The sequence below is a fragment of the Sphingomonas sp. UBA978 genome (assembly GCF_002292295.1).
Lineage (GTDB): Bacteria > Pseudomonadota > Alphaproteobacteria > Sphingomonadales > Sphingomonadaceae > Sphingomonas.
On sequence record NZ_DBBS01000015.1, the window covers coordinates 92863 to 110027 of the forward strand.

Genomic DNA, 17165 nt, shown 5'->3' on the forward strand with positions numbered 1-17165 from the left:
GCTCGCCAGCGCGAAACGCAATCGGGGCGCCAACCGTAGCTGACGCCCCTTCAGAGATCGCGGCCCGACTGCAACAGCAAAGGACACTGACGATGGCGAGACGGTGATTCTAGCTGGCGGCACCCGGTTGTCCACCAGCCTTTGCAGGCGTGGCATCGACGAGAGCGAACACGACGCCCCGGCAGAACAGATCGCCATCCTCTAGAATGTCGAACGTCGCGTGAGGGATCGGCGTCTTGATCAGCCACGAGGCGTCGATCTCGTCAGGTGACCACAGCGCCTCGATGCCGACGCCGTTGGGCTTGCGGCGGAAGTAGGCTGCCATCTGCGTTTCGTCGCCCTCATCACTGACGGCATTAAACGACGGGATAAGGCCCTCGGTATCGATCAACGCCGCGGTGCCGTCGTATGCGCCGACCTCATCATAGATCGCGCCGCGGAACTCCAGCAGATCGTCCGACATGCCGAACGCCGCGACTAGTCCGGCCGCTGCTAGTGTCTTGTGATGCTGCTCGATCTCGCGGGCAGGATATTCGAAGCCGTTCAACAGCGCGGCCGCTTCATCTCTTGTCATACTCGTTCATCCTTCGGCAGGCTCACCGGTGCTGGGAGGCCCATTGCTGCGGCGAGTTCGGATAGGAGGCGGGGGTCGGTCATGCTGCGGACCTTGAGCGACGACCACGGCCGATCGCATCCGGGTACTCGTCGCGGTACTGGAGGTGACGCTTCACCCCCTGCCCCGACCGGCCGACCCGCGCACCGATGATGGCATAGGCCAGCCCGCTATCCCGCAGGCTGCGGGCCGCGTTCGTTTCCTCGGATGTCCAATCGCGCTTCACAGGTGTTGCGCCGGATAGCGTTCGGGGTTGACTAGCGCGTCGCGTAGGTCGGCCGCCATCTGCGGGTTCTCGCCCTCAATGCTTTCCGCATAGGCAGCGATGGCCTTCTGCGCGTGAGGATCGCGCCCGCTATAGTCCAAAACTAAATAGCGAGCCTTGGCGCTGATCGGATGGCCGTCGCGTCGGGTGACGCAAAATCTGTCCTCGAACCCGTTGACCGTGAAGCCCTTGGGGCGGTCGGCATTTCCATCACTCATCGTTGCCCTCCAAATGATCTGCGTAAATCCGCCGCCCCCGCCACTTTTCCGGCTTGCCGTAGTGTGGATGCGTATCGAGCCAGTCGTGCCGGTGTCCGTTTTGACCGAGGCTGCTGCTGTCGGCTGCGGCGAAAGGGGCGGACGCCTGCTACGGCGACACCTCGCAGCATGTGCACGTGCGGCCAGATGTCAGGCCCAAGCTCCGCCTCGATCTCATCAATCCGCCGCAGATATGCCTCACAGCCGACCGGCTCCCGCTTTGGGTCGCCGATCCAACCCATCGCCACCCGCGGATATATAGCTAGCAGTCGACCGAAGCGGGCGATCGGTCCGTCCATATGATAGACCGGCAAACCCTTCTCGATCGGAAAGGGCCAATCCAACAACTCGCTATCGTTGAGCTGGGAAGGCGCACCAGGAATGTCGGGCATGATCGCCGTCGCACGGTCGCCCCAAATCCACGGCTCTAGCCAGCGATAATAGACGTCGCGCGGCACATCGCTGTCGGACCAGTCCTTCCCGGCTCGCATCGCCGCTATCCATGTTGAGAAGCGACCATGATCTGCTAGCAGCTTCGCGCCGTTGATTTGCGCAAGTTGTAGCTGGTCTGGTCGATACATGCTGACGAGCAGATTGCGAGGGCGAGGCTTGCACACCGCCACCAAGGCCTCGTTCCGGGTGATCGGCGTCACATGGTAGATGTCAGGATGCGCCATCAGGCTACCCACCGAGCGTAGATGCCTTCCGCCTCCCGGATGACATCGATCTGCACCACATTAGCAAGGCGCTGCGCGATGTCGGCTGCGATTGCCTCGCCGCTGAATAACTCGGGCGGAAGCGTATCGTCGTCGTATTTGGCCAAGCAATTACGGAGACGATCCTGAAGCTGCTCTGCAGAAGGACCAGCCGGCCACCATGCTATCACCGTCCAAGTGTGGCCATGCCATGAGCCACCGGGCTTTCGGTGTGCTGCGCAAAAATGAGCACGGACGCCAGCTAGTACGCGGCCCTGTCCTTCGGGGAGCGGCGGGCTATATAAATCCTCGGTCACACGCACCTCCATTGCGTTGTGATCGCCCGTCCCGTTTGCCGCGGGGCGGGCAACCTTTGCTCCTAGGTGCACCGCGCACCCATGAAGCTCGCAATGGCGAAACGTAAACCGAACAAACCGGAAGGGTTTCAGCCGTTATCGGCGCCCTTCCCTCCTGTCCGGCATACTACCACGGGTTTTGTAAACCGAAGGTCGCGGGTTCGATTCCTGCAACCGGCACCATTCTTGGCAGATTTCCCAGGCCCGCGCGCCAAAGGCTCTGTGAGCATCGGCGTGCAACATGATATCATCTCGCTGAAAACCAACGGTTTTGGATCAATCTTACGTGGTGGTCGGCCAGCCTGTTAATTATCGCGGCATCTCCGCAAGAGGGATAATTTACATGGCAAAGGTAAGCGCATTCCGGTCGAAGCTGCCGGGAACAGGCGTCCATCACGACAACAACCAGTGCACGGTGGGCAACAATATCGAAACGCGCAATCGCATCGGCGGCACGGGCGGTTTGCCGCTATGCCAGACGTGCCGGAACCTCTGACCCGACACGCCTTTATCGCATGCTAGGCGAGGGCGTCGTTTTCCGGAACAGCCTCCCCTACAATCGTGCGCTGTCGGCGACCTGCCGCGCCGCGGCGAGGCTGCGGTCGTAATAATGCAGCGCCGGCGCCTCGTAGGTGATGAGGTAGAGGCGCCCGCCGATCATCGCCCCGCGCCCCTCGCCGCGACGGCGGAGCGTTTCGCCCTGTCGGGTGAAGGCATAGGTGAAGCGCACGCCCTTGCCGCCGGCGAACGCGACCGGCTCGACCGTGCCGATGCTCATCGATGCCGTCCCCAGCGCGATACGATAGCTGTTCTCGACCAGCGCCGGAATGTCGGTGACCAGCATCGTCGCCGACACCTGCGGCAGCGGCTGGTTCTTCCTGTCGGTGTCGCGGAACAGCGTCTTGCCGCTTTCGATCCCGCCGTAGAAGGTGAGGTCGTTGAGCGCGTCGCCGTCCAGCGTCCAGGTCTCGGCGTTGCGGCCGGGCCGCGCGCCGAGCCGGTTCCATTCCGACGCGGGTTGCACGGTCAGCGTCGACTTCGCCACCGCGATCCGCGCGCCGGGCAGGATCAGTTTGTTGCCGGCAACGGCAGGAGCGACCAGCAGCGCAGCGGCGGCGACGGACAGGACGAAGCGGCGAACGGACATCACGAACCTCATGAAGCAACCAGCGTGGTAATGAGCGGAGCGTCGGCGGCGTCGGGCTTGCGCCGCAGATATTCGCGCAGCGCGATCCCCGCGGGCCCGGCCTGCTGGCCGCGCAGGAGCGCCAGGCCGAGCCCGCGATACGCCTCCGCCGGGGCGTCGCCGCGATCGATCGCCTGCTGATAGAAGCCCGCCGCCGCGACCAGATCGCGCGGATTGCCGCGCTCGCGATACAATTCGCCGCGGGCGAACAGCAGCGGCGTCGTCCAGCCGTCCGCCGCCAGCTGGGCGAGGACAAATTCGCTGCCGCCGAAATCGTTGAGCTTCACCTGATCGGCGAGAAAGGTCGGGAGCCAAGGCGCCAGCGCGGCGCGATAGGCATTGCCCTCCGCCGAGCCGCCGTCGGCGATCGCCTGCGCCGCGTCGCGCAGATAGGTCGCGCGCGCCAGACTGGTGGGATGGGTGGCGAAGAAGCCCGCGGCATAGCGCTGGTTCGCCTTGCGGTGCCGCCCGATCGCGGTCGCGTCCGCCTCCCCCATGATCCGCTCCCACACGTCGGCGGCGGCGGCGGAGGGATAGCGCGACGTCGCCAGATAGCGCACGCCGATCATGTCCGCCGACGTTTCCTGCGCGCGGTCGAAGGCGTAGAAGCCGCCGATCGTGCTCATCTGCAGGGCGCTGCTGTTCGCGATCAGGATCGACGCCCAGGCCATCAGGTCGGTCCCGCTGCGCCGGTTGCGGAAGCCGCTGAGGGTATGGCGCAACTCGAAATGGCCAAATTCATGGCCAAGCACCGCGCCCAGCTCCGCCTCGCTGCGTAGCCGCAGCAGCGCGCCCGACCAGATCGTCATGGTGCCGTTGGCGCTCATCGTTGCGTTGAACGCGGGGACGCGCAGGATGTAGAGCCGCACGGCGTTACAGCGGTCCTCGCCCACCGTCCGGCACAGCACGCCGCGCACATAGGCGTTGAGCGCGGGGTCGCGGATCACGTCGGCGGCGTCGCGCAGATGCCGTTCCTCCTCGTCCGCCATCATCCACGCGCCGCGCTCGTCGACGTTGGTCGGCTGATAGGCGGCGACATAGGGCGGCAGCGGCGGCACCTTGTCCGCCGCCCACCCCTGCGCCGGCACCGCGACGCAGGCGAGCGCCGCCGCGATCCCCCACCGCCGCATGTCAGTGCGCCGACGCGACCGTCACCGGCGCCGCGGCCGGCTTGCCGGGGAAACCCTCCAGCAGCTGGCGGACGCGTTTCTGCGCGCCATCCGACTCGCGGACGTCGCCGCCCATCTGCATGTCGGCATTCAGCCAGACCAGTTCGCCGGTCCGCAGGTCGACCAGCCCGGCGAAGCCCTTGTGGACGCCCGCAGTCACCGGCACCCGGGCAAGCGCCGCGAAGATCTGCAGCACCTTGCGCCCGGTCGAGCCGAAATGATCCTCGGTCGTCACAAACAGCGCATAATCCGCACCGGCCAGACCGGGCAGCTTGGCGACATCCCCGCCGAGGCCCCATTCGAACTGGCCGTCGCGCTTCTTGGTGGGCAGGCGGTTGCCCGGAAAGAACTGATATTCGATGACGGACTGGGCGACCGCATCGAACAACGCCTGATATTCCGACAGTATCGCAGGGTCGGCATTTACCGGTTCGACGTAATCGGTGACCGTGTTGCCGAGACTGTTCTGTGCCTGCGCCAGTGCGGCATCGATGTTCTCGCGCGCCTGCGCCGTCCAGTCGGCATTCGGTTCGAACATCCCCGCGGTCGATTGTGCGCCGACCTTGATCGACGGGCGCAACAACACGATCCGCGCAGTCCCCGGCCGGAGTTCGAAGCCCGGCTTTACCCCCGTCTTCTCCTGCGCCTGTACGGGGACAGCAACCAGCATGGCCGAAACCACCGCCGCGATGACCGCGCATACCAACCGTCTCATGATCCCTCCCCCGAATCACATGCCCCCATGCGATTGGTCGTCACGGTATCACGTTCGCGACGATAGCCAAGCCGGCTCATCTATCCGCATGATGCCGCTCGACTTGTCGGCAACTCTGCGCGGTTTCGCCGCAGCCGCGTGCAGTTCGGTCGGCACCAATCGCGTCGACCGGCGTTACGCCTCCGCAATGGTTTCACGCTCCCTGAAGGTCGCCAGCTACAACATCCACAAGGGCATCGGCCTCGATCGTCGTCGCAATCCCGAACGCGTGATCGAGGTGTTGCGCGAGATCGATGCCGATATCGTCGCGCTGCAGGAGGCGGATCGGCGCTTCGGCACGCGCGAATCGGTGCTGCCGACGCATCTGCTCGACGAACACAGCGACTGGAAACCGGTCGAATTCGGCATGCGGGCGCTATCGATGGGCTGGCACGGCAACGTCATCCTCGTGCGCAAATCGGCGCAGGTCGTCGATCGGGAGGCGATCCACCTGCCCTCGCTCGAACCGCGCGGCGCGGTGATGGCGGACGTACGCACCGATGCCGGCATCGTCCGCGTCGTCGGCATGCACCTCGACCTGTCGGGGCTGTGGCGGCGGCGGCAGGCGGCGGCGATCATGGCGCATGTCGATGCCTCGACGCACCGGCATCCGACGGTGCTGATGGGCGACCTCAACGAATGGACCGCCGCCGCCGGCTGCCTGCGCGACTTCTGTCGCGATTATGCGATGGCGACGACCGGTCCCAGCTTCCATGCGCGCCGTCCGGTGGGTAGGCTCGACCGCATCATGGTATCGCGGGAGCTGACGGTGACGGACTGCGGCGTGCACGCCAGCGCCGCGGCGCGCAAGACGTCGGACCATCTGCCGATCTGGGCGACGGTGTCCCCCGCCTGATGCGCGAGAAGGAGCTGCGCCTTGCCCTCGTCTGCTATGGCGGCATCAGCCTTGCGGTCTATATGCACGGCATCACCAAGGAGGTGTGGCGCATGGTCCGCGCCAGCCGGGCGTATCACGCCGGCGAGCCCGCCGCCGGGGGCAGCCAGGGCGTCTATCGCGCGCTGATCGAGGAGATAGAGGCGCTGGCCGACCTCAAGGTGCGGGTGCTCGCCGACATCATCGCGGGCGCGTCGGCGGGCGGCATCAACGGCATCTTCCTGGCGCAGGCGATCGCCACCGGGCAGAGCCTCGAACCGCTCACCGACCTGTGGCTGACCTCCGCCGACGTCGAGGCGCTGATCGATCCGGAGGCGGCGCCCGCGTCGCGCTTTTCCAAGATGTGGGCCTTGCCGCTCGCCTGGGTCGCGGCGGGGCGCAGCGCCGACAAGGTCGAGGCGCTGGACGAGGCGACCCGCGACGAGGTCCGCACCAAGCTGTCTCATTTCGTCCGCTCGCGCTGGTTCGAACCGCCGTTCGGCGGTGCGACCTTCACCGGCCTGCTGCTCGACGCATTCGATGCGATGGCGAAGAGCGCGGCGGGTCCGCGTCTGCTCCCCGACGGCCAGCCGCTCGACCTGTTCGTCACCTGCACCGACTTCACCGGCCATCCCGAACGCCTGCGCCTCAATTCGCCGCCCGAGGTGATGGAGACCGAACATCGCGTCGTGCTGAGCTTCACCGACCATGCCTCCGGCGGCCCGATCGGCGCGATCCCCGACCTCGCCTTCGCCGCGCGGGCGACGTCGAGCTTTCCGGGCGCCTTTCCACCGTTCACGGTCGGCGAACTGGACAAGGTGCTGGCGGATCGCGGCATCGCCTGGCCCGAACGCGCCGACTTCCTCAAGCGCGCCCTGCCCCGCCAGTTCGCCGCGAACCAGGTCGACCGGGCGGTCCTGATCGACGGGTCGGTGCTCGCCAACGCGCCGTTCCGCCCGGCGATCGACGCGCTCAAGGAACGCCCGGCGCGGCGCGAGATCGACCGGCGCTTCGTCTACATCGACCCCTCGCCCGGCATCAAGATCCGCCTCGGCTCGGGCGTGGAGAAGCCCGGCTTCTTCCAGACCATCCTCGGCGCGCTCAGCGACCTGCCGCGCCAGCAGCCGATCCGCGACAATCTCGACGCGATCGCGGACCGGTCGGCTCGGATCGACCGGATGCAGGGGATCGTCACCGCGCTGCGCCCCGCGGTCGAGGAAGAGATCGAGCAATTGTTCGGCCACACCCTGTTCCTCGACCGGCCGACGCCGGCGCGGCTGGTCGCATGGCGGCGCCGCGCGCAGAGCGCAGCCGCCACACGCGCCGGCTACAGCTATGCCGCCTATGGCCATCTGAAGCTGAGCGGCGTCGTTGAGGCGATTACCGCATTGCTCTATCGCGTCGGCGGCGAACCCGGCCAGCAGCGCTGGCGCCGCATCCGCGGGGCGATCGAGGCGGCGATCGCGGAACGCGGCTTCGGCGGGGTCGCGCCCTCCTTCTCGGGCAAGGAGAGCGCGGCGACGATCGACTTCCTGCGCACTTTCGACACCGGCTTCCGCATCCGCCGCCTGCGGCTGATGGCGCGACGGCTGAGCGAGATCGAGGCGGACGGCACCGATGCGGGCGTGATGCGCGAGGCGATCTATGCCTCGCTCGCCGCCTATCTCGACCGGCAGCGGGCGGACGACCATCCGCATCTGGGGTTGCAGGTCCGGCGGCTGCGCAAGGCGGATGCGGGACCGCTGCTCGATGCGCTGGCGCAGACGCTCGATCTCACCGCGCTGGACGCGGACACCGACGTCCGGCTGGCGGAGGCGTTTGCGACGCTCGACCGGCCGACGCGGCGGGCGCTGCTGCTCGCCTATCTGGGCTTCCCCTATTTCGACACCGCGACGCTGCCGCTGCTGCAGGGCGAGGGGCTGGACGAGTTTGACCCGATCAAGGTCGACCGCATCGCCCCGGACGACGCCACCGCGATCCGTTCCGGGGGCGCGGAGGCGACGCTGAAGGGCATCCAGTTCAACAGCTTCGGCGCCTTCTTCAGTCGCGCCTATCGCGAAAACGACTATCTGTGGGGCCGGCTGCACGGCGCCGAGCGGATGATCGACATCTGCGTCTCGACGCTGCCCGCGACGGTGCGGATGAAGGCGGGGCGCGTCGCCGCGATCAAGCGCGCCGCCTTTCGCGCGATCCTCGACGAGGAGGAACCGCGGCTGACCACGATTGCCGCACTGATCGCGACGTTGCGGACCGAAGTAGGCTGACCCGCGCCAGAGGCTGGCCATTCCGGCCGCCGGCCGCTACCCTCGTCGCCCTCGGGAGTATCGCATGCAGTTCCTCAAGATCCTGTTCTGGTTCCTGCTCGCCTTCGTCGCGGCGCTGTTCACCTATAGCAATTGGACCAGTATCCAGATCAACATGTGGAGCGGGCTGATCGCCGACGTGAACCTGCCGCTGCTGCTGCTGGTGACCTTCCTGATCGGTTTCCTCCCGACCTATCTCTACCTCGGCACGGTGCGCTGGCGGCTGCGCCAGCGGCTCGCGACCTGCGAGCGGATGCTGGCCGACAGCCGGGCGCTTGCCGCGGCACCCGCGACGCCGATCGCGACGCCGCCCGTCGGCGATCCGGCCGGCGACCGGGCGCCCGAGGGCCGGCTGATATGAGCCCGATCTATGTCGCGATCGACACGCCCGATATGGCGCGCGCCAGGACGATCGCCACCCGCACCCGCGCACATGTCGGCGGGATCAAGCTCGGCCTCGAATTCTTCTGCGCGCACGGCCAGCACGGCGTGCGCGAGATGGCGGAACTCGGCCTGCCGATCTTCCTCGACCTCAAGCTGCACGACATTCCCAACACCGTCGCCAAGGCCGTGCAGGCGCTCAGCCCGATCGAGCCGGCGATCCTGACCGTCCATGCCAGCGGCGGCCGTGCGATGCTGGAGGATGCCAAGGCGGCGGCGCCGATCCATACGAAGGTCGTCGCGGTGACGATGCTCACCAGCCTCGACGCCGCGGACCTCGCCGCGACCGGCGTCGGCGGCAGCGCGCACGACCAGGTGCTGCGCCTGACCGCGCTGGCGCATGAAGCGGGCATCGACGGCATCGTCTGTTCGGGGGCGGAGGTTGCCGCGGCCAAGGCGGCGTGGCCCAAAGGCTTCTTCGTCGTTCCCGGCGTGCGGCCGGCGAACGGCCCGGTCGGCGACCAGAAGCGCGTCGTCACGCCCCGCGCCGCGCTGGATGCGGGCGCGTCGATCCTCGTCATCGGCCGCCCGATCACGCAGGCCGACGATCCCGACGCCGCCGCCCGCGCGATCGGCGCGACGCTGTAAATTGGCGCTGATCCGCCCCTTCGTCCCGGCACGCGATTTCGCACTGTCACAGGCATTCTACGCGGCGATCGGCTTTGCGACACTGTATCGGGACGACGAGCTCGCGATCCTCGATCATGACGGCGCCGGCATCCTGCTGCAGAATTATTACGTCGAGAGCTGGGCGGAAAATTGCATGTGCCAGCTGTTCGTCGCCGATCTCGACGACTGGTGGCGGCGCACAGCGGGGCTGGTGGAACGCTTCGCCGTCCAGCCGCCCCGTGCGCCGACGATGCAGCCACACGGGATGCGCGTCGGCTTTCTCTTCGATCCCTGCGGCGTGCTGTGGCACGTGTCGGAGCCGCCTGCGAAGGCTTGAGTTCACCGCGACTAGCGCCGATGTGCGTGACGATGACAATCCATGCCAAGATCTGCGGCCTGTCCACCCCCGACACGCTCGACGCCGCGCTGCGTCATGGCGCGAGCCACGTCGGTTTCGTCTTCTTCCCGGCCTCGCCGCGCCACCTCGCGTTCGCATTGGCCGAGCAACTGGCCGCGCGCGTGCCGGACCATGTCGGCCGCGTCGGCGTGTTCGTCGATCCCGACGACGAGACGGTCGAACGCGCGGTCGCCAGCGGCCGGCTGACCGCGCTGCAATTGCACAAGGTGGCGCCTGATCGCGCCGCCGCCATCCGCGCGCGGACCGGACTGGACGTGTGGGCGGCGGTGGCGGTGAAGACCCGTGCCGATCTCGACGTCGCCCACCGCTTTGCGGGCGCAGCGGATCGCATCCTCTACGACGCCAAGACGCCGGACGATGCGACGCTGCCCGGCGGCATGGGCGTGCGGTTCGACTGGTCGCTGCTCGACGGATTCCGCCATCCCCTGCCCTGGGCGCTGTCGGGCGGGCTGGATGCGGACAATGTCGCCGACGCGATCGCGCGCACCGGCGCGACGCTGGTCGATGTTTCCTCGGGCGTCGAACGCGCGCCGGGAAGCAAGGATGTGGACAAGATCGCCGCCTTCCTTAAAGCGACGCGGCTATGAACGCCCCCAACACCTTCCGCGCGCAGCCTGACGAGCGCGGCCATTTCGGCCAGTTCGGTGGCCGCTACGTCGCCGAGACGCTGATGCCGCTGATCCTCGACCTCGAGCGCGAATATCGCGCTGCCAAGGCCGATCCCGCCTTCGCCGCGCAGTTCGACGATCTGATGGAGCATTATGTCGGCCGGCCGAGCCCGCTCTACCACGCCGAACGGCTGAGCGCCGCGGTGCGCGAGGGCGCCGAGCCGGGCATGGGCGCGCAGGTCTGGTTCAAGCGCGACGAGCTGAACCATACGGGCGCGCACAAGATCAACAATTGCATCGGCCAGATCCTGCTGGCGATCCGCATGGGCAAGACGCGGATCATCGCGGAGACGGGCGCGGGCCAGCACGGCGTCGCCACCGCCGCGGTCTGCGCACGCTTTGGCCTGCCCTGCGTCATCTACATGGGCGCCAAGGACGTCGCGCGGCAGCAGCCCAACGTCTTTCGCATGAAGCTGCTCGGCGCCGAGGTCCGCCCGGTGACCAGCGGCGCGCAGACGCTGTCGGACGCGATGAACGAGGGCCTGCGCGACTGGGTCGCGAACGTCCACGACACCTTCTACATCATCGGCACCGCCGCCGGTCCGCATCCCTATCCGGAGCTGGTCCGCGATTTCCAGAGCATCATCGGGCGTGAGGCGCGGGCGCAGATGCTCGCCCGTACCGGCAGGCTGCCCGACGTGCTGGTCGCGGCGATCGGCGGCGGATCGAATGCGATCGGACTGTTCCACCCGTTCCTCGACGATGCCGACGTCGCGATGCTCGGCGTCGAGGCGGCGGGCCACGGGCTGGAAGGCAGCGAGCATGCCGCCAGCCTCGCCGGTGGCTTCCCCGGCGTGCTCCACGGCAACAAGACCTATCTGTTGCAGGACGAGGACGGGCAGATCGCCGAGGGTCATTCGATCTCCGCCGGGCTCGACTATCCCGGCATCGGCCCGGAGCATGCATGGCTGCGCGACATCGGTCGCGTCGAATATACCAACGCGACCGACAAGGAGGCGCTCGACGCCTTCCAGCTGCTGTGCCGGACCGAGGGGATCATCCCCGCGCTCGAACCGGCGCATGCGATCGCTGCGGTGGCGAAGCGCGCGCGGACGATGCGCGACGACCAGATCATCCTCGCCAACCTGTGCGGGCGCGGCGACAAGGACATCTTCACCGTCGCCGACGCGCTGGGGGTGGCGATATGAGCGAGCGGTTAGCCCGCGCCTTCGCCGACCATCGCCCCGCGCTGGTGACCTTCGTCACCGCCGGCGATCCGACCCCGGATGCCACGGGCGCGATCCTCGACGCACTGGTCGCTGGCGGCGCGAACGTGATCGAACTCGGCATGCCGTTCACCGATCCGATGGCGGACGGCCCGGCGATTCAGGCGGCGAACATCCGCAGCCTCGCCGCGGGTACGCGCACCGCCGACATCCTGTCGATCGCCACCGCCTTTCGCCAGCGTCACCCGGACGTACCGCTGGTGCTGATGGGCTATGCCAATCCGATGCTGCGCCGCGGTGCCGGCTGGTTCGCCGCGGCGGCCGCCGATGCGGGCGTCGACGGGGTGATCTGCGTCGATATCCCGCCCGAGGAGGATGACGCGCTCGGTCCCGAACTGCGCGCCCGCGGGATCGACCCGATCCGCCTCGCGACGCCGACCACCGATGCCGCGCGGCTGCCGCGCGTGCTGGATGGCGCATCGGGCTTTCTCTATTACGTCTCGGTCGCCGGGATCACCGGTCTGCAGCAGGCGGCGCAGGGATCGATCGATCAGGCGGTGGCGCAGCTGAAGGCGTCGACCGACCTGCCGATCGCGGTCGGCTTCGGCGTGCGCACCCCCGAACAGGCGGCCGCGATCGGCGCGGTCGCCGATGGCGTCGTCGTCGGGTCGGCGATCGTCGAACTCGTCGCGCAGCATGGCGCCGATGCGCCGGCTGCCGTCCGCACCTATGTTCAGTCGCTGAGCGGAGCACTCGATTCCGCGCGAAAGGTTACCGCATGAGCTGGATCAGCAACGTCCGCAACGCCCTTCCCTTCGTCGCCAAGCGCGAATCGTCGGACGAGAATCTGTGGCACAAGTGCAAGGGCTGCGGGCAGATGATCTTCACCCGTGAGCTGGAAGAAAATCTCTACGTCTGCCCCAAATGCGACCATCACGAACGGATCGGGCCGAAGGAGCGCTTCCGCCAGATTCTCGATGACGGCAGCTGCAAGGAGCTGCCGGTGCCCAAGGTGCCGGAGGACCCGCTCAAGTTTCGCGATTCGAAGCGCTATTCCGACCGGCTGAAGGCGGCGCGTACCTCGGCACAGGAACAGGACGCGCTCATCAATGCGCGCGGCACGATCCTCGGCCATCGCGTCGTGATGGGTGTGCAGGACTTCGGCTTCATGGGCGGATCGATGGGCCTCGCGGTCGGCGAGGCGTTCGTCCGCGGCGTCGAGACGGCGATCAAGGACAAGGCGCCCTATGTGATCTTCACCGCCGCGGGCGGCGCGCGCATGCAGGAAGGCATCCTCAGCCTGATGCAGATGCCGCGCAGCACCGTCGCGATCCAGATGCTCCACGACGCCGGCCTGCCCTATGTCGTGGTGCTGACCGATCCGACGACCGGCGGCGTCACCGCCAGCTATGCGATGCTCGGCGACGTGCAGATTTCCGAACCCGGCGCCCTGATCGGCTTCGCCGGCCAGCGGGTGATCGAGAGCACGATCCGCGAGAAACTGCCCGAGGGCTTCCAGCGCGCGGAATATCTGCTCGATCACGGCATGCTCGACATGGTCGTCCATCGCAAGCAGCTGCGCGAGCAGCTGGCGACGGTGATCGGCTATCTGACGGCGGCGCGCGCCGCCTGATCGACACGGACCGGGAGCGGCCGAGCCATGCCGGACCACGCCACCTCTACCGATGCCGCCGTGCAGGCGCAGCTCGACCGGCTGTGGGCGCTGTCGCCCGGTGCCGACGTGCTCGGGCTGGAGCGGATCACGCGGCTGCTCACGCGGCTGGGCGATCCGCATCTGTCGCTGCCGCCGGTGTTTCATGTCGCCGGCACCAACGGCAAGGGATCGACCTGCGCGTTCCTGCGCGCCGCGCTCGAAGCGGCAGGGCATGACGTCCATGTCTTTTCGAGCCCGCACCTGGTCCGCTTCAACGAGCGCATCCGGATCGCCGGACGGCTGATCGACGATGCGACGCTGGCCGCGCTGCTGCGCGAGGTGCTCGACCGCAGCGACGGTATCGGCGCCAGCTTCTTCGAGGTGACGACCGCCGTCGCCTTCCTCGCCTTCGCCCGCACGCCCGCGGCGGCGACGATCGTCGAGGTCGGGCTCGGCGGGCGGCTCGATGCGACCAACGTCATCCCGAATCCGGCGGTCACCGGCATCGCCGCGCTGGGGATGGATCACGAGGCGTTCCTGGGTGACCGGATCGTCGACATCGCCGCGGAAAAGGCCGGGATCGCCAAGGCCGGCGTACCGCTGGTGACGATGAACTATCCGGCACCCAGCCGCGCCCGGATCGCGCAGGTCGCGGCCGACGCCGGCGCGCCGGTCGTCGCGCGCAACGCGGCCTGGTGGAGCGAAACCGCACGCGGCACGATCCGCTATCGCGACACCGGTTTCGCCGTCGTCACGCATCGGCCGCGGCTGGTCGGGCCGCACCAGTCGCGCAATCTCGCGCTCGCCATCGCCATGCTGCGGCATCAGGGCGCAGTCCACGTGCCGGAAGCCGCGATGCGCGCCGCCGCCGACTGGGCGCAATGGCCGGCGCGGATGCAGCGGCTGGGCGCCGGTCCGCTCCGCGATCGGCTGGGCGAGGGCAGTGAATTGTGGCTCGACGGTGCGCACAATCCCTCCGCCGCGCAGCCGGTGGCGCGCGCGCTGCGGGCGGTCGCCGACGGGCGCCCGGTGGTGCTCGTGCTCGGCATGCTCGCCAACAAGGACGCGACCGGCGTGCTGCGCGCGCTGGCCCCGGCGGTATCGCGGGTCATCACGGTCCCCGTGCCCGGTCACGCCCATCATGCACCGGCGGCGCTGGCCACGATCGCAGAGGAATTCGGTGTTTCCGCAGACGTGGCGGACAGCCTGTCCGGGGCGTGCGACCGGCTTGCCGGACAGGGTGATGCAGTCGTGCTGATCGCCGGTTCGCTCTACCTTGCCGGTGAAGCGCTCGCGCTGAACGATGAGGCGCCGGACTGACGTTATAATTGCGATTGACTTGCAATAGCGGATTCGGGACTGTCGGGGACGAACACTGGAGTCGCCGTCATGACCGAACTCACCACCACCATTGCCGCGCTGCCCTATGCGCTGCCCGCCTGCCCGAATGCGCGGATCGCGTTGTTCGCGTTGCGGCGGATGGGGGCGCACGGCCTGCACGACGCGCGGGCGAGCCACGCCCTGTTCACCGCCTTCGGGCAGGATTTTCGCCGGCCGCTGGTGCTCATGCGTGCGCTGATGGCGGAACTCGCGGGCACCGCGGCGGGAACGATCGCGATCGCGCCCTGCTGCTGCGCGCGGATGACCGCGGCGGAGCGGACGATGCTCACCGTCCTCGCCCGCGTCGAAACCGCGCCCGAGACCGCGCGCTATCTGCTCGGCGACCTGCTTGGCGTCCGCCGCGTCGATGCGGTGCTGGCGAGCGTCGCCGTCGTCGCGACCGCCTTCGCCGACGACGGCCGGCCGATCTGCGTCTGACCGGTCAGCCGCGGGGCTGCGGTTCGTCGGCGCGGACGTCGCCTTCGCCCGCGATCCCCGCGCTGCCGATCGACCGATCGATCAGCCCCGACCGGCTCATCCACCAGAACAGGAGGACGCCGGGCAGCGCCGCCGCTGTCGTCCCCCAGTAAAAGGCGACATAGCCGAAGCTGTCGACCAGTCGCCCGGTCGTGGTCGCAGTCAGCACCCGCCCGACGATGCTCGCCGCTGCGGAGATCAGCGCATATTGCGCGGCGGTGAAGCGCAGGTCGCACAGCGCCGAGAAATAGGCGATGACGGTGACGCCGCCGATCCCGCTCGACATGTTCTCGAACGCCATCGCGCCGGCGAGGCCGATATTGCTGTGCCCCGCCGCGGCGAGCAGCGCGAAGCTGGCGTTGGAGATCATCATCAGCACGAGGCTGAGCAGCACCGACCGCTTCAGCCCGAGTTTCGCGTAAAGGACGCCACCGATCGCGAGGCCGACCCAGAATGCCCAGAAGCCGATGACGACGTCGTAGATCGCGATCTCGTCGTTGCTGAAGCCGAGGTCATCGAGCATCAGCCGCAGCGCCTGCTGACCCAGGGTATCGCCGATCTTGTGGACGAGGATGAAGGCAAGGATGATCCACGCGCCATGGCGGCGGAAGAATTCGGTGAACGGCCCGACGATCGAGGCGCCGAGTTCGGACAGGCCGCGCCGCCGGATCGGCTCGCGCCGCCGCTGTGGTTCGCCGCGCAGCACGGCGACGATCATCGCCGGGAAGGCGAAGGCCACGCAGGCGAGATAGGCGACGTGCCAATTCGACCGCGCGGCGATGACCAGCGCCAGCGACCCCGCCAGCACCGACCCGATCTTCCACCCATATTGCGTCATGCCGGACCCGACGCCCATCTGCGCGGGCTCCAGCGTCTCGATGCGATAGGCGTCGATGACGATGTCGTAGGTCGCGCCCGCGAAGCCGACGAGGATCGCGGCGACGACCGTCGCCTGCAGGTTCGCGGCAGGATCGACCAGTGCAAGATTGGTGACGGCGAGCACGACCAGCACACCCGACAGCAGGATCCACGACACCCGCTGCCCCAGCCGACCGATCACCGGCAGGCGGACGCCGTCGACCATCCACGCCCAGAGCGGCTTCAGATTGTAGACGAGGAAGCCGAGCGTGAAGGCGGTGATCGTCGCCTTGTCGAGCCCGTCCTGCTTCAGCCGGGTGGTCAGCGTCGCGCCAATCATGGTGAAGGCCAGGCCCGAGGAGATGCCCATGAAGAACACCGCGATCGGACCACGATCGGCATAAGGCGCCAATGGCGCGAGCCGGGCACGGATCGCCGGCGAGCGGCGCATCGCGACGACGACGAGCACGGCGATCGTCGCGACGATCAGGAAATAGAGGTTATTGCCGGTCAACATCGGCCGGACACTAGCGCCAATTTCGCCAGCGACCAGCCGCTACGTGGCGATCAGGCGGCGGGCGTCGCGAACAGGCGCAGGCCGCTCGGCAGGCGCTTCTGCTTGCGTCCGCCGATCTGCGCGTCGATCGCCTCGATCGCGCCGATCAGGTCGCGCTGCTGATAGGGCTTGGCGAGGCAACCCGCCGCCAGCATCGTTGCTTCCACCGGGCAATTGCCGGTGACGAACAGCACCGGCACGCCGACGTCCGCGGCGGCGCGCGCCACGTCCAGCCCCGATCCGTCGGCCAGATGCACGTCGACCAGCACCAGATCGACACCGGTGTCGGAACGGAGCACGTCGACCGCATCGGCGACGCGATCGACCGTGGCGACGACCTCATAGCTCGCCTCGATCAGCACATGTTCCGTGTCGAACGCGATCAGCGGTTCGTCCTCGACGACGAGCAGACGCACGATCTGGCGCTTCTTCTTCCCGAACAGCATTCGCCCGCTCCGATCGGCGC

21 protein-coding genes are annotated in these 17165 nt (G+C 67.9%); 12 read left to right on the plus strand and 9 right to left on the minus strand.

The window, feature by feature from the left end:
• Window positions 1-109: 109 nt before the first annotated feature.
• The 4 genes from B2515_RS08135 to B2515_RS08150 form a co-directional block, all read right to left on the minus strand.
• A complete protein-coding gene (locus tag B2515_RS08135; protein ID WP_293875609.1) occupies window positions 110-574 on the minus strand; it encodes a hypothetical protein in 465 nt (154 codons plus the stop codon).
• A 261-nt stretch (window positions 575-835) separates the two neighbouring features.
• Window positions 836-1096, minus strand: a complete 261-nt coding sequence (locus B2515_RS08140) for a hypothetical protein (protein ID WP_293875611.1) — start codon at window positions 1094-1096, stop codon at window positions 836-838.
• Window positions 1093-1824, minus strand: a complete 732-nt coding sequence (locus tag B2515_RS08145) for a hypothetical protein (protein WP_293875612.1) — start codon at window positions 1822-1824, stop codon at window positions 1093-1095. Before B2515_RS08145 ends, B2515_RS08140 begins: the two co-directional genes overlap by 4 nt.
• Window positions 1812-1958, minus strand: coding sequence for a hypothetical protein (locus B2515_RS08150; protein WP_293875614.1), 147 nt, complete (start codon window positions 1956-1958; stop codon window positions 1812-1814). Before B2515_RS08150 ends, B2515_RS08145 begins: the two co-directional genes overlap by 13 nt.
• Before the next feature lie 571 nt (window positions 1959-2529).
• Here B2515_RS08150 and B2515_RS08155 point away from each other — a divergent pair.
• Entirely contained in the window at window positions 2530-2682 is a 153-nt protein-coding gene (locus B2515_RS08155; RefSeq protein WP_293875616.1) for a hypothetical protein, read from the plus strand.
• 57 nt (window positions 2683-2739) lie between these two features.
• Here the strand turns inward: B2515_RS08155 and B2515_RS08160 are convergent, their stop codons facing one another.
• The 3 genes from B2515_RS08160 to B2515_RS08170 are packed head-to-tail and all read right to left on the minus strand — an operon-like array spanning window position 2740 to window position 5256.
• Entirely contained in the window at window positions 2740-3333 is a 594-nt protein-coding gene (locus B2515_RS08160) for a hypothetical protein (protein WP_293875618.1), read from the minus strand.
• An 8-nt stretch (window positions 3334-3341) separates the two neighbouring features.
• A complete protein-coding gene (locus tag B2515_RS08165; protein ID WP_293875619.1) occupies window positions 3342-4502 on the minus strand; it encodes a M48 family metallopeptidase in 1161 nt (386 codons plus the stop codon).
• 1 nt (window position 4503) lies between these two features.
• Window positions 4504-5256 (minus strand): hypothetical protein, encoded by a 753-nt coding sequence (locus B2515_RS08170; protein ID WP_293875620.1) that lies wholly within the window; start codon window positions 5254-5256, stop codon window positions 4504-4506.
• Between the two features lie 187 nt (window positions 5257-5443).
• Between B2515_RS08170 and B2515_RS08175 the strand changes: the two genes are divergently transcribed.
• The 11 genes from B2515_RS08175 (at window position 5444) to B2515_RS08225 (ending at window position 15246) form a co-directional block, all read left to right on the plus strand.
• Window positions 5444-6151 (plus strand): endonuclease/exonuclease/phosphatase family protein, encoded by a 708-nt coding sequence (locus B2515_RS08175; RefSeq protein ID WP_293875621.1) that lies wholly within the window; start codon window positions 5444-5446, stop codon window positions 6149-6151.
• Window positions 6151-8433 carry a patatin-like protein gene (locus B2515_RS08180; RefSeq protein ID WP_293875622.1) on the plus strand — a complete coding sequence of 761 codons (2283 nt, stop codon included), beginning with the start codon at window positions 6151-6153 and terminating at the stop codon, window positions 8431-8433. Before B2515_RS08175 ends, B2515_RS08180 begins: the two co-directional genes overlap by 1 nt.
• 64 nt (window positions 8434-8497) lie before the next feature.
• Window positions 8498-8833: a lipopolysaccharide assembly protein LapA domain-containing protein gene (locus tag B2515_RS08185; RefSeq protein WP_293875623.1), complete on the plus strand. Its 336-nt coding sequence runs from the start codon at window positions 8498-8500 to the stop codon at window positions 8831-8833.
• On the plus strand, window positions 8830-9501 hold the full coding sequence (pyrF, locus tag B2515_RS08190; RefSeq protein ID WP_293875624.1) for an orotidine-5'-phosphate decarboxylase: 672 nt from the start codon (window positions 8830-8832) through the stop codon (window positions 9499-9501). The genes B2515_RS08185 and pyrF overlap by 4 nt, the downstream gene beginning before the upstream one ends.
• 1 nt (window position 9502) lies before the next feature.
• Window positions 9503-9859: a glyoxalase gene (locus B2515_RS08195; protein WP_293875625.1), complete on the plus strand. Its 357-nt coding sequence runs from the start codon at window positions 9503-9505 to the stop codon at window positions 9857-9859.
• 32 nt (window positions 9860-9891) lie between these two features.
• Complete coding sequence (locus B2515_RS08200; RefSeq protein ID WP_293875627.1) at window positions 9892-10527, plus strand: phosphoribosylanthranilate isomerase; 636 nt, start codon at window positions 9892-9894, stop codon at window positions 10525-10527.
• Complete coding sequence (gene trpB, locus B2515_RS08205; protein WP_293875629.1) at window positions 10524-11756, plus strand: tryptophan synthase subunit beta; 1233 nt, start codon at window positions 10524-10526, stop codon at window positions 11754-11756. Before B2515_RS08200 ends, trpB begins: the two co-directional genes overlap by 4 nt.
• Window positions 11753-12556 (plus strand): tryptophan synthase subunit alpha, encoded by an 804-nt coding sequence (trpA, locus tag B2515_RS08210; protein WP_293875631.1) that lies wholly within the window; start codon window positions 11753-11755, stop codon window positions 12554-12556. Before trpB ends, trpA begins: the two co-directional genes overlap by 4 nt.
• Window positions 12553-13407: an acetyl-CoA carboxylase, carboxyltransferase subunit beta gene (gene accD / locus B2515_RS08215; protein ID WP_293875633.1), complete on the plus strand. Its 855-nt coding sequence runs from the start codon at window positions 12553-12555 to the stop codon at window positions 13405-13407. Before trpA ends, accD begins: the two co-directional genes overlap by 4 nt.
• Window positions 13408-13434: 27 nt before the next feature.
• Window positions 13435-14748: a bifunctional folylpolyglutamate synthase/dihydrofolate synthase gene (locus B2515_RS08220; RefSeq protein ID WP_293875635.1), complete on the plus strand. Its 1314-nt coding sequence runs from the start codon at window positions 13435-13437 to the stop codon at window positions 14746-14748.
• A gap of 69 nt (window positions 14749-14817) precedes the next feature.
• Window positions 14818-15246, plus strand: a complete 429-nt coding sequence (locus B2515_RS08225; RefSeq protein WP_293875637.1) for a DUF6628 family protein — start codon at window positions 14818-14820, stop codon at window positions 15244-15246.
• Window positions 15247-15250: 4 nt separating this feature from the next.
• On the opposite strand, the gene B2515_RS08230 is transcribed toward B2515_RS08225, so the two are convergent.
• The gene (locus B2515_RS08230) at window positions 15251-16594 is read right to left on the minus strand and encodes an AmpG family muropeptide MFS transporter (protein WP_293875831.1); all 1344 of its coding nucleotides are present in this window, start codon (window positions 16592-16594) and stop codon (window positions 15251-15253) included.
• A gap of 116 nt (window positions 16595-16710) precedes the next feature.
• Window positions 16711-17145, minus strand: coding sequence for a response regulator (locus B2515_RS08235; RefSeq protein ID WP_293875639.1), 435 nt, complete (start codon window positions 17143-17145; stop codon window positions 16711-16713).
• Window positions 17146-17165 lie beyond the last annotated feature (20 nt).

Bases quoted from the DNA above. Each gene is read 5' to 3' on its own strand.
- B2515_RS08135 (WP_293875609.1), bottom strand. From the start codon at position 574: ATGACAAGAGATGAAGCGGCCGCGCTGTTGAACGGCTTCGAATATCCT.
- B2515_RS08140 (WP_293875611.1), bottom strand. From the start codon at position 1,096: ATGAGTGATGGAAATGCCGACCGCCCCAAGGGCTTCACGGTCAACGGG.
- B2515_RS08155 (WP_293875616.1), top strand. From the start codon at position 2,530: ATGGCAAAGGTAAGCGCATTCCGGTCGAAGCTGCCGGGAACAGGCGTC.
- B2515_RS08160 (WP_293875618.1), bottom strand. From the start codon at position 3,333: ATGTCCGTTCGCCGCTTCGTCCTGTCCGTCGCCGCCGCTGCGCTGCTG.
- B2515_RS08165 (WP_293875619.1), bottom strand. From the start codon at position 4,502: ATGCGGCGGTGGGGGATCGCGGCGGCGCTCGCCTGCGTCGCGGTGCCG.
- B2515_RS08170 (WP_293875620.1), bottom strand. From the start codon at position 5,256: ATGAGACGGTTGGTATGCGCGGTCATCGCGGCGGTGGTTTCGGCCATG.
- B2515_RS08175 (WP_293875621.1), top strand. From the start codon at position 5,444: ATGGTTTCACGCTCCCTGAAGGTCGCCAGCTACAACATCCACAAGGGC.
- B2515_RS08180 (WP_293875622.1), top strand. From the start codon at position 6,151: ATGCGCGAGAAGGAGCTGCGCCTTGCCCTCGTCTGCTATGGCGGCATC.
- B2515_RS08185 (WP_293875623.1), top strand. From the start codon at position 8,498: ATGCAGTTCCTCAAGATCCTGTTCTGGTTCCTGCTCGCCTTCGTCGCG.
- pyrF (WP_293875624.1), top strand. From the start codon at position 8,830: ATGAGCCCGATCTATGTCGCGATCGACACGCCCGATATGGCGCGCGCC.
- B2515_RS08200 (WP_293875627.1), top strand. From the start codon at position 9,892: ATGACAATCCATGCCAAGATCTGCGGCCTGTCCACCCCCGACACGCTC.
- trpB (WP_293875629.1), top strand. From the start codon at position 10,524: ATGAACGCCCCCAACACCTTCCGCGCGCAGCCTGACGAGCGCGGCCAT.
- trpA (WP_293875631.1), top strand. From the start codon at position 11,753: ATGAGCGAGCGGTTAGCCCGCGCCTTCGCCGACCATCGCCCCGCGCTG.
- accD (WP_293875633.1), top strand. From the start codon at position 12,553: ATGAGCTGGATCAGCAACGTCCGCAACGCCCTTCCCTTCGTCGCCAAG.
- B2515_RS08220 (WP_293875635.1), top strand. From the start codon at position 13,435: ATGCCGGACCACGCCACCTCTACCGATGCCGCCGTGCAGGCGCAGCTC.
- B2515_RS08225 (WP_293875637.1), top strand. From the start codon at position 14,818: ATGACCGAACTCACCACCACCATTGCCGCGCTGCCCTATGCGCTGCCC.
- B2515_RS08230 (WP_293875831.1), bottom strand. From the start codon at position 16,594: ATGCGCCGCTCGCCGGCGATCCGTGCCCGGCTCGCGCCATTGGCGCCT.
- B2515_RS08235 (WP_293875639.1), bottom strand. From the start codon at position 17,145: ATGCTGTTCGGGAAGAAGAAGCGCCAGATCGTGCGTCTGCTCGTCGTC.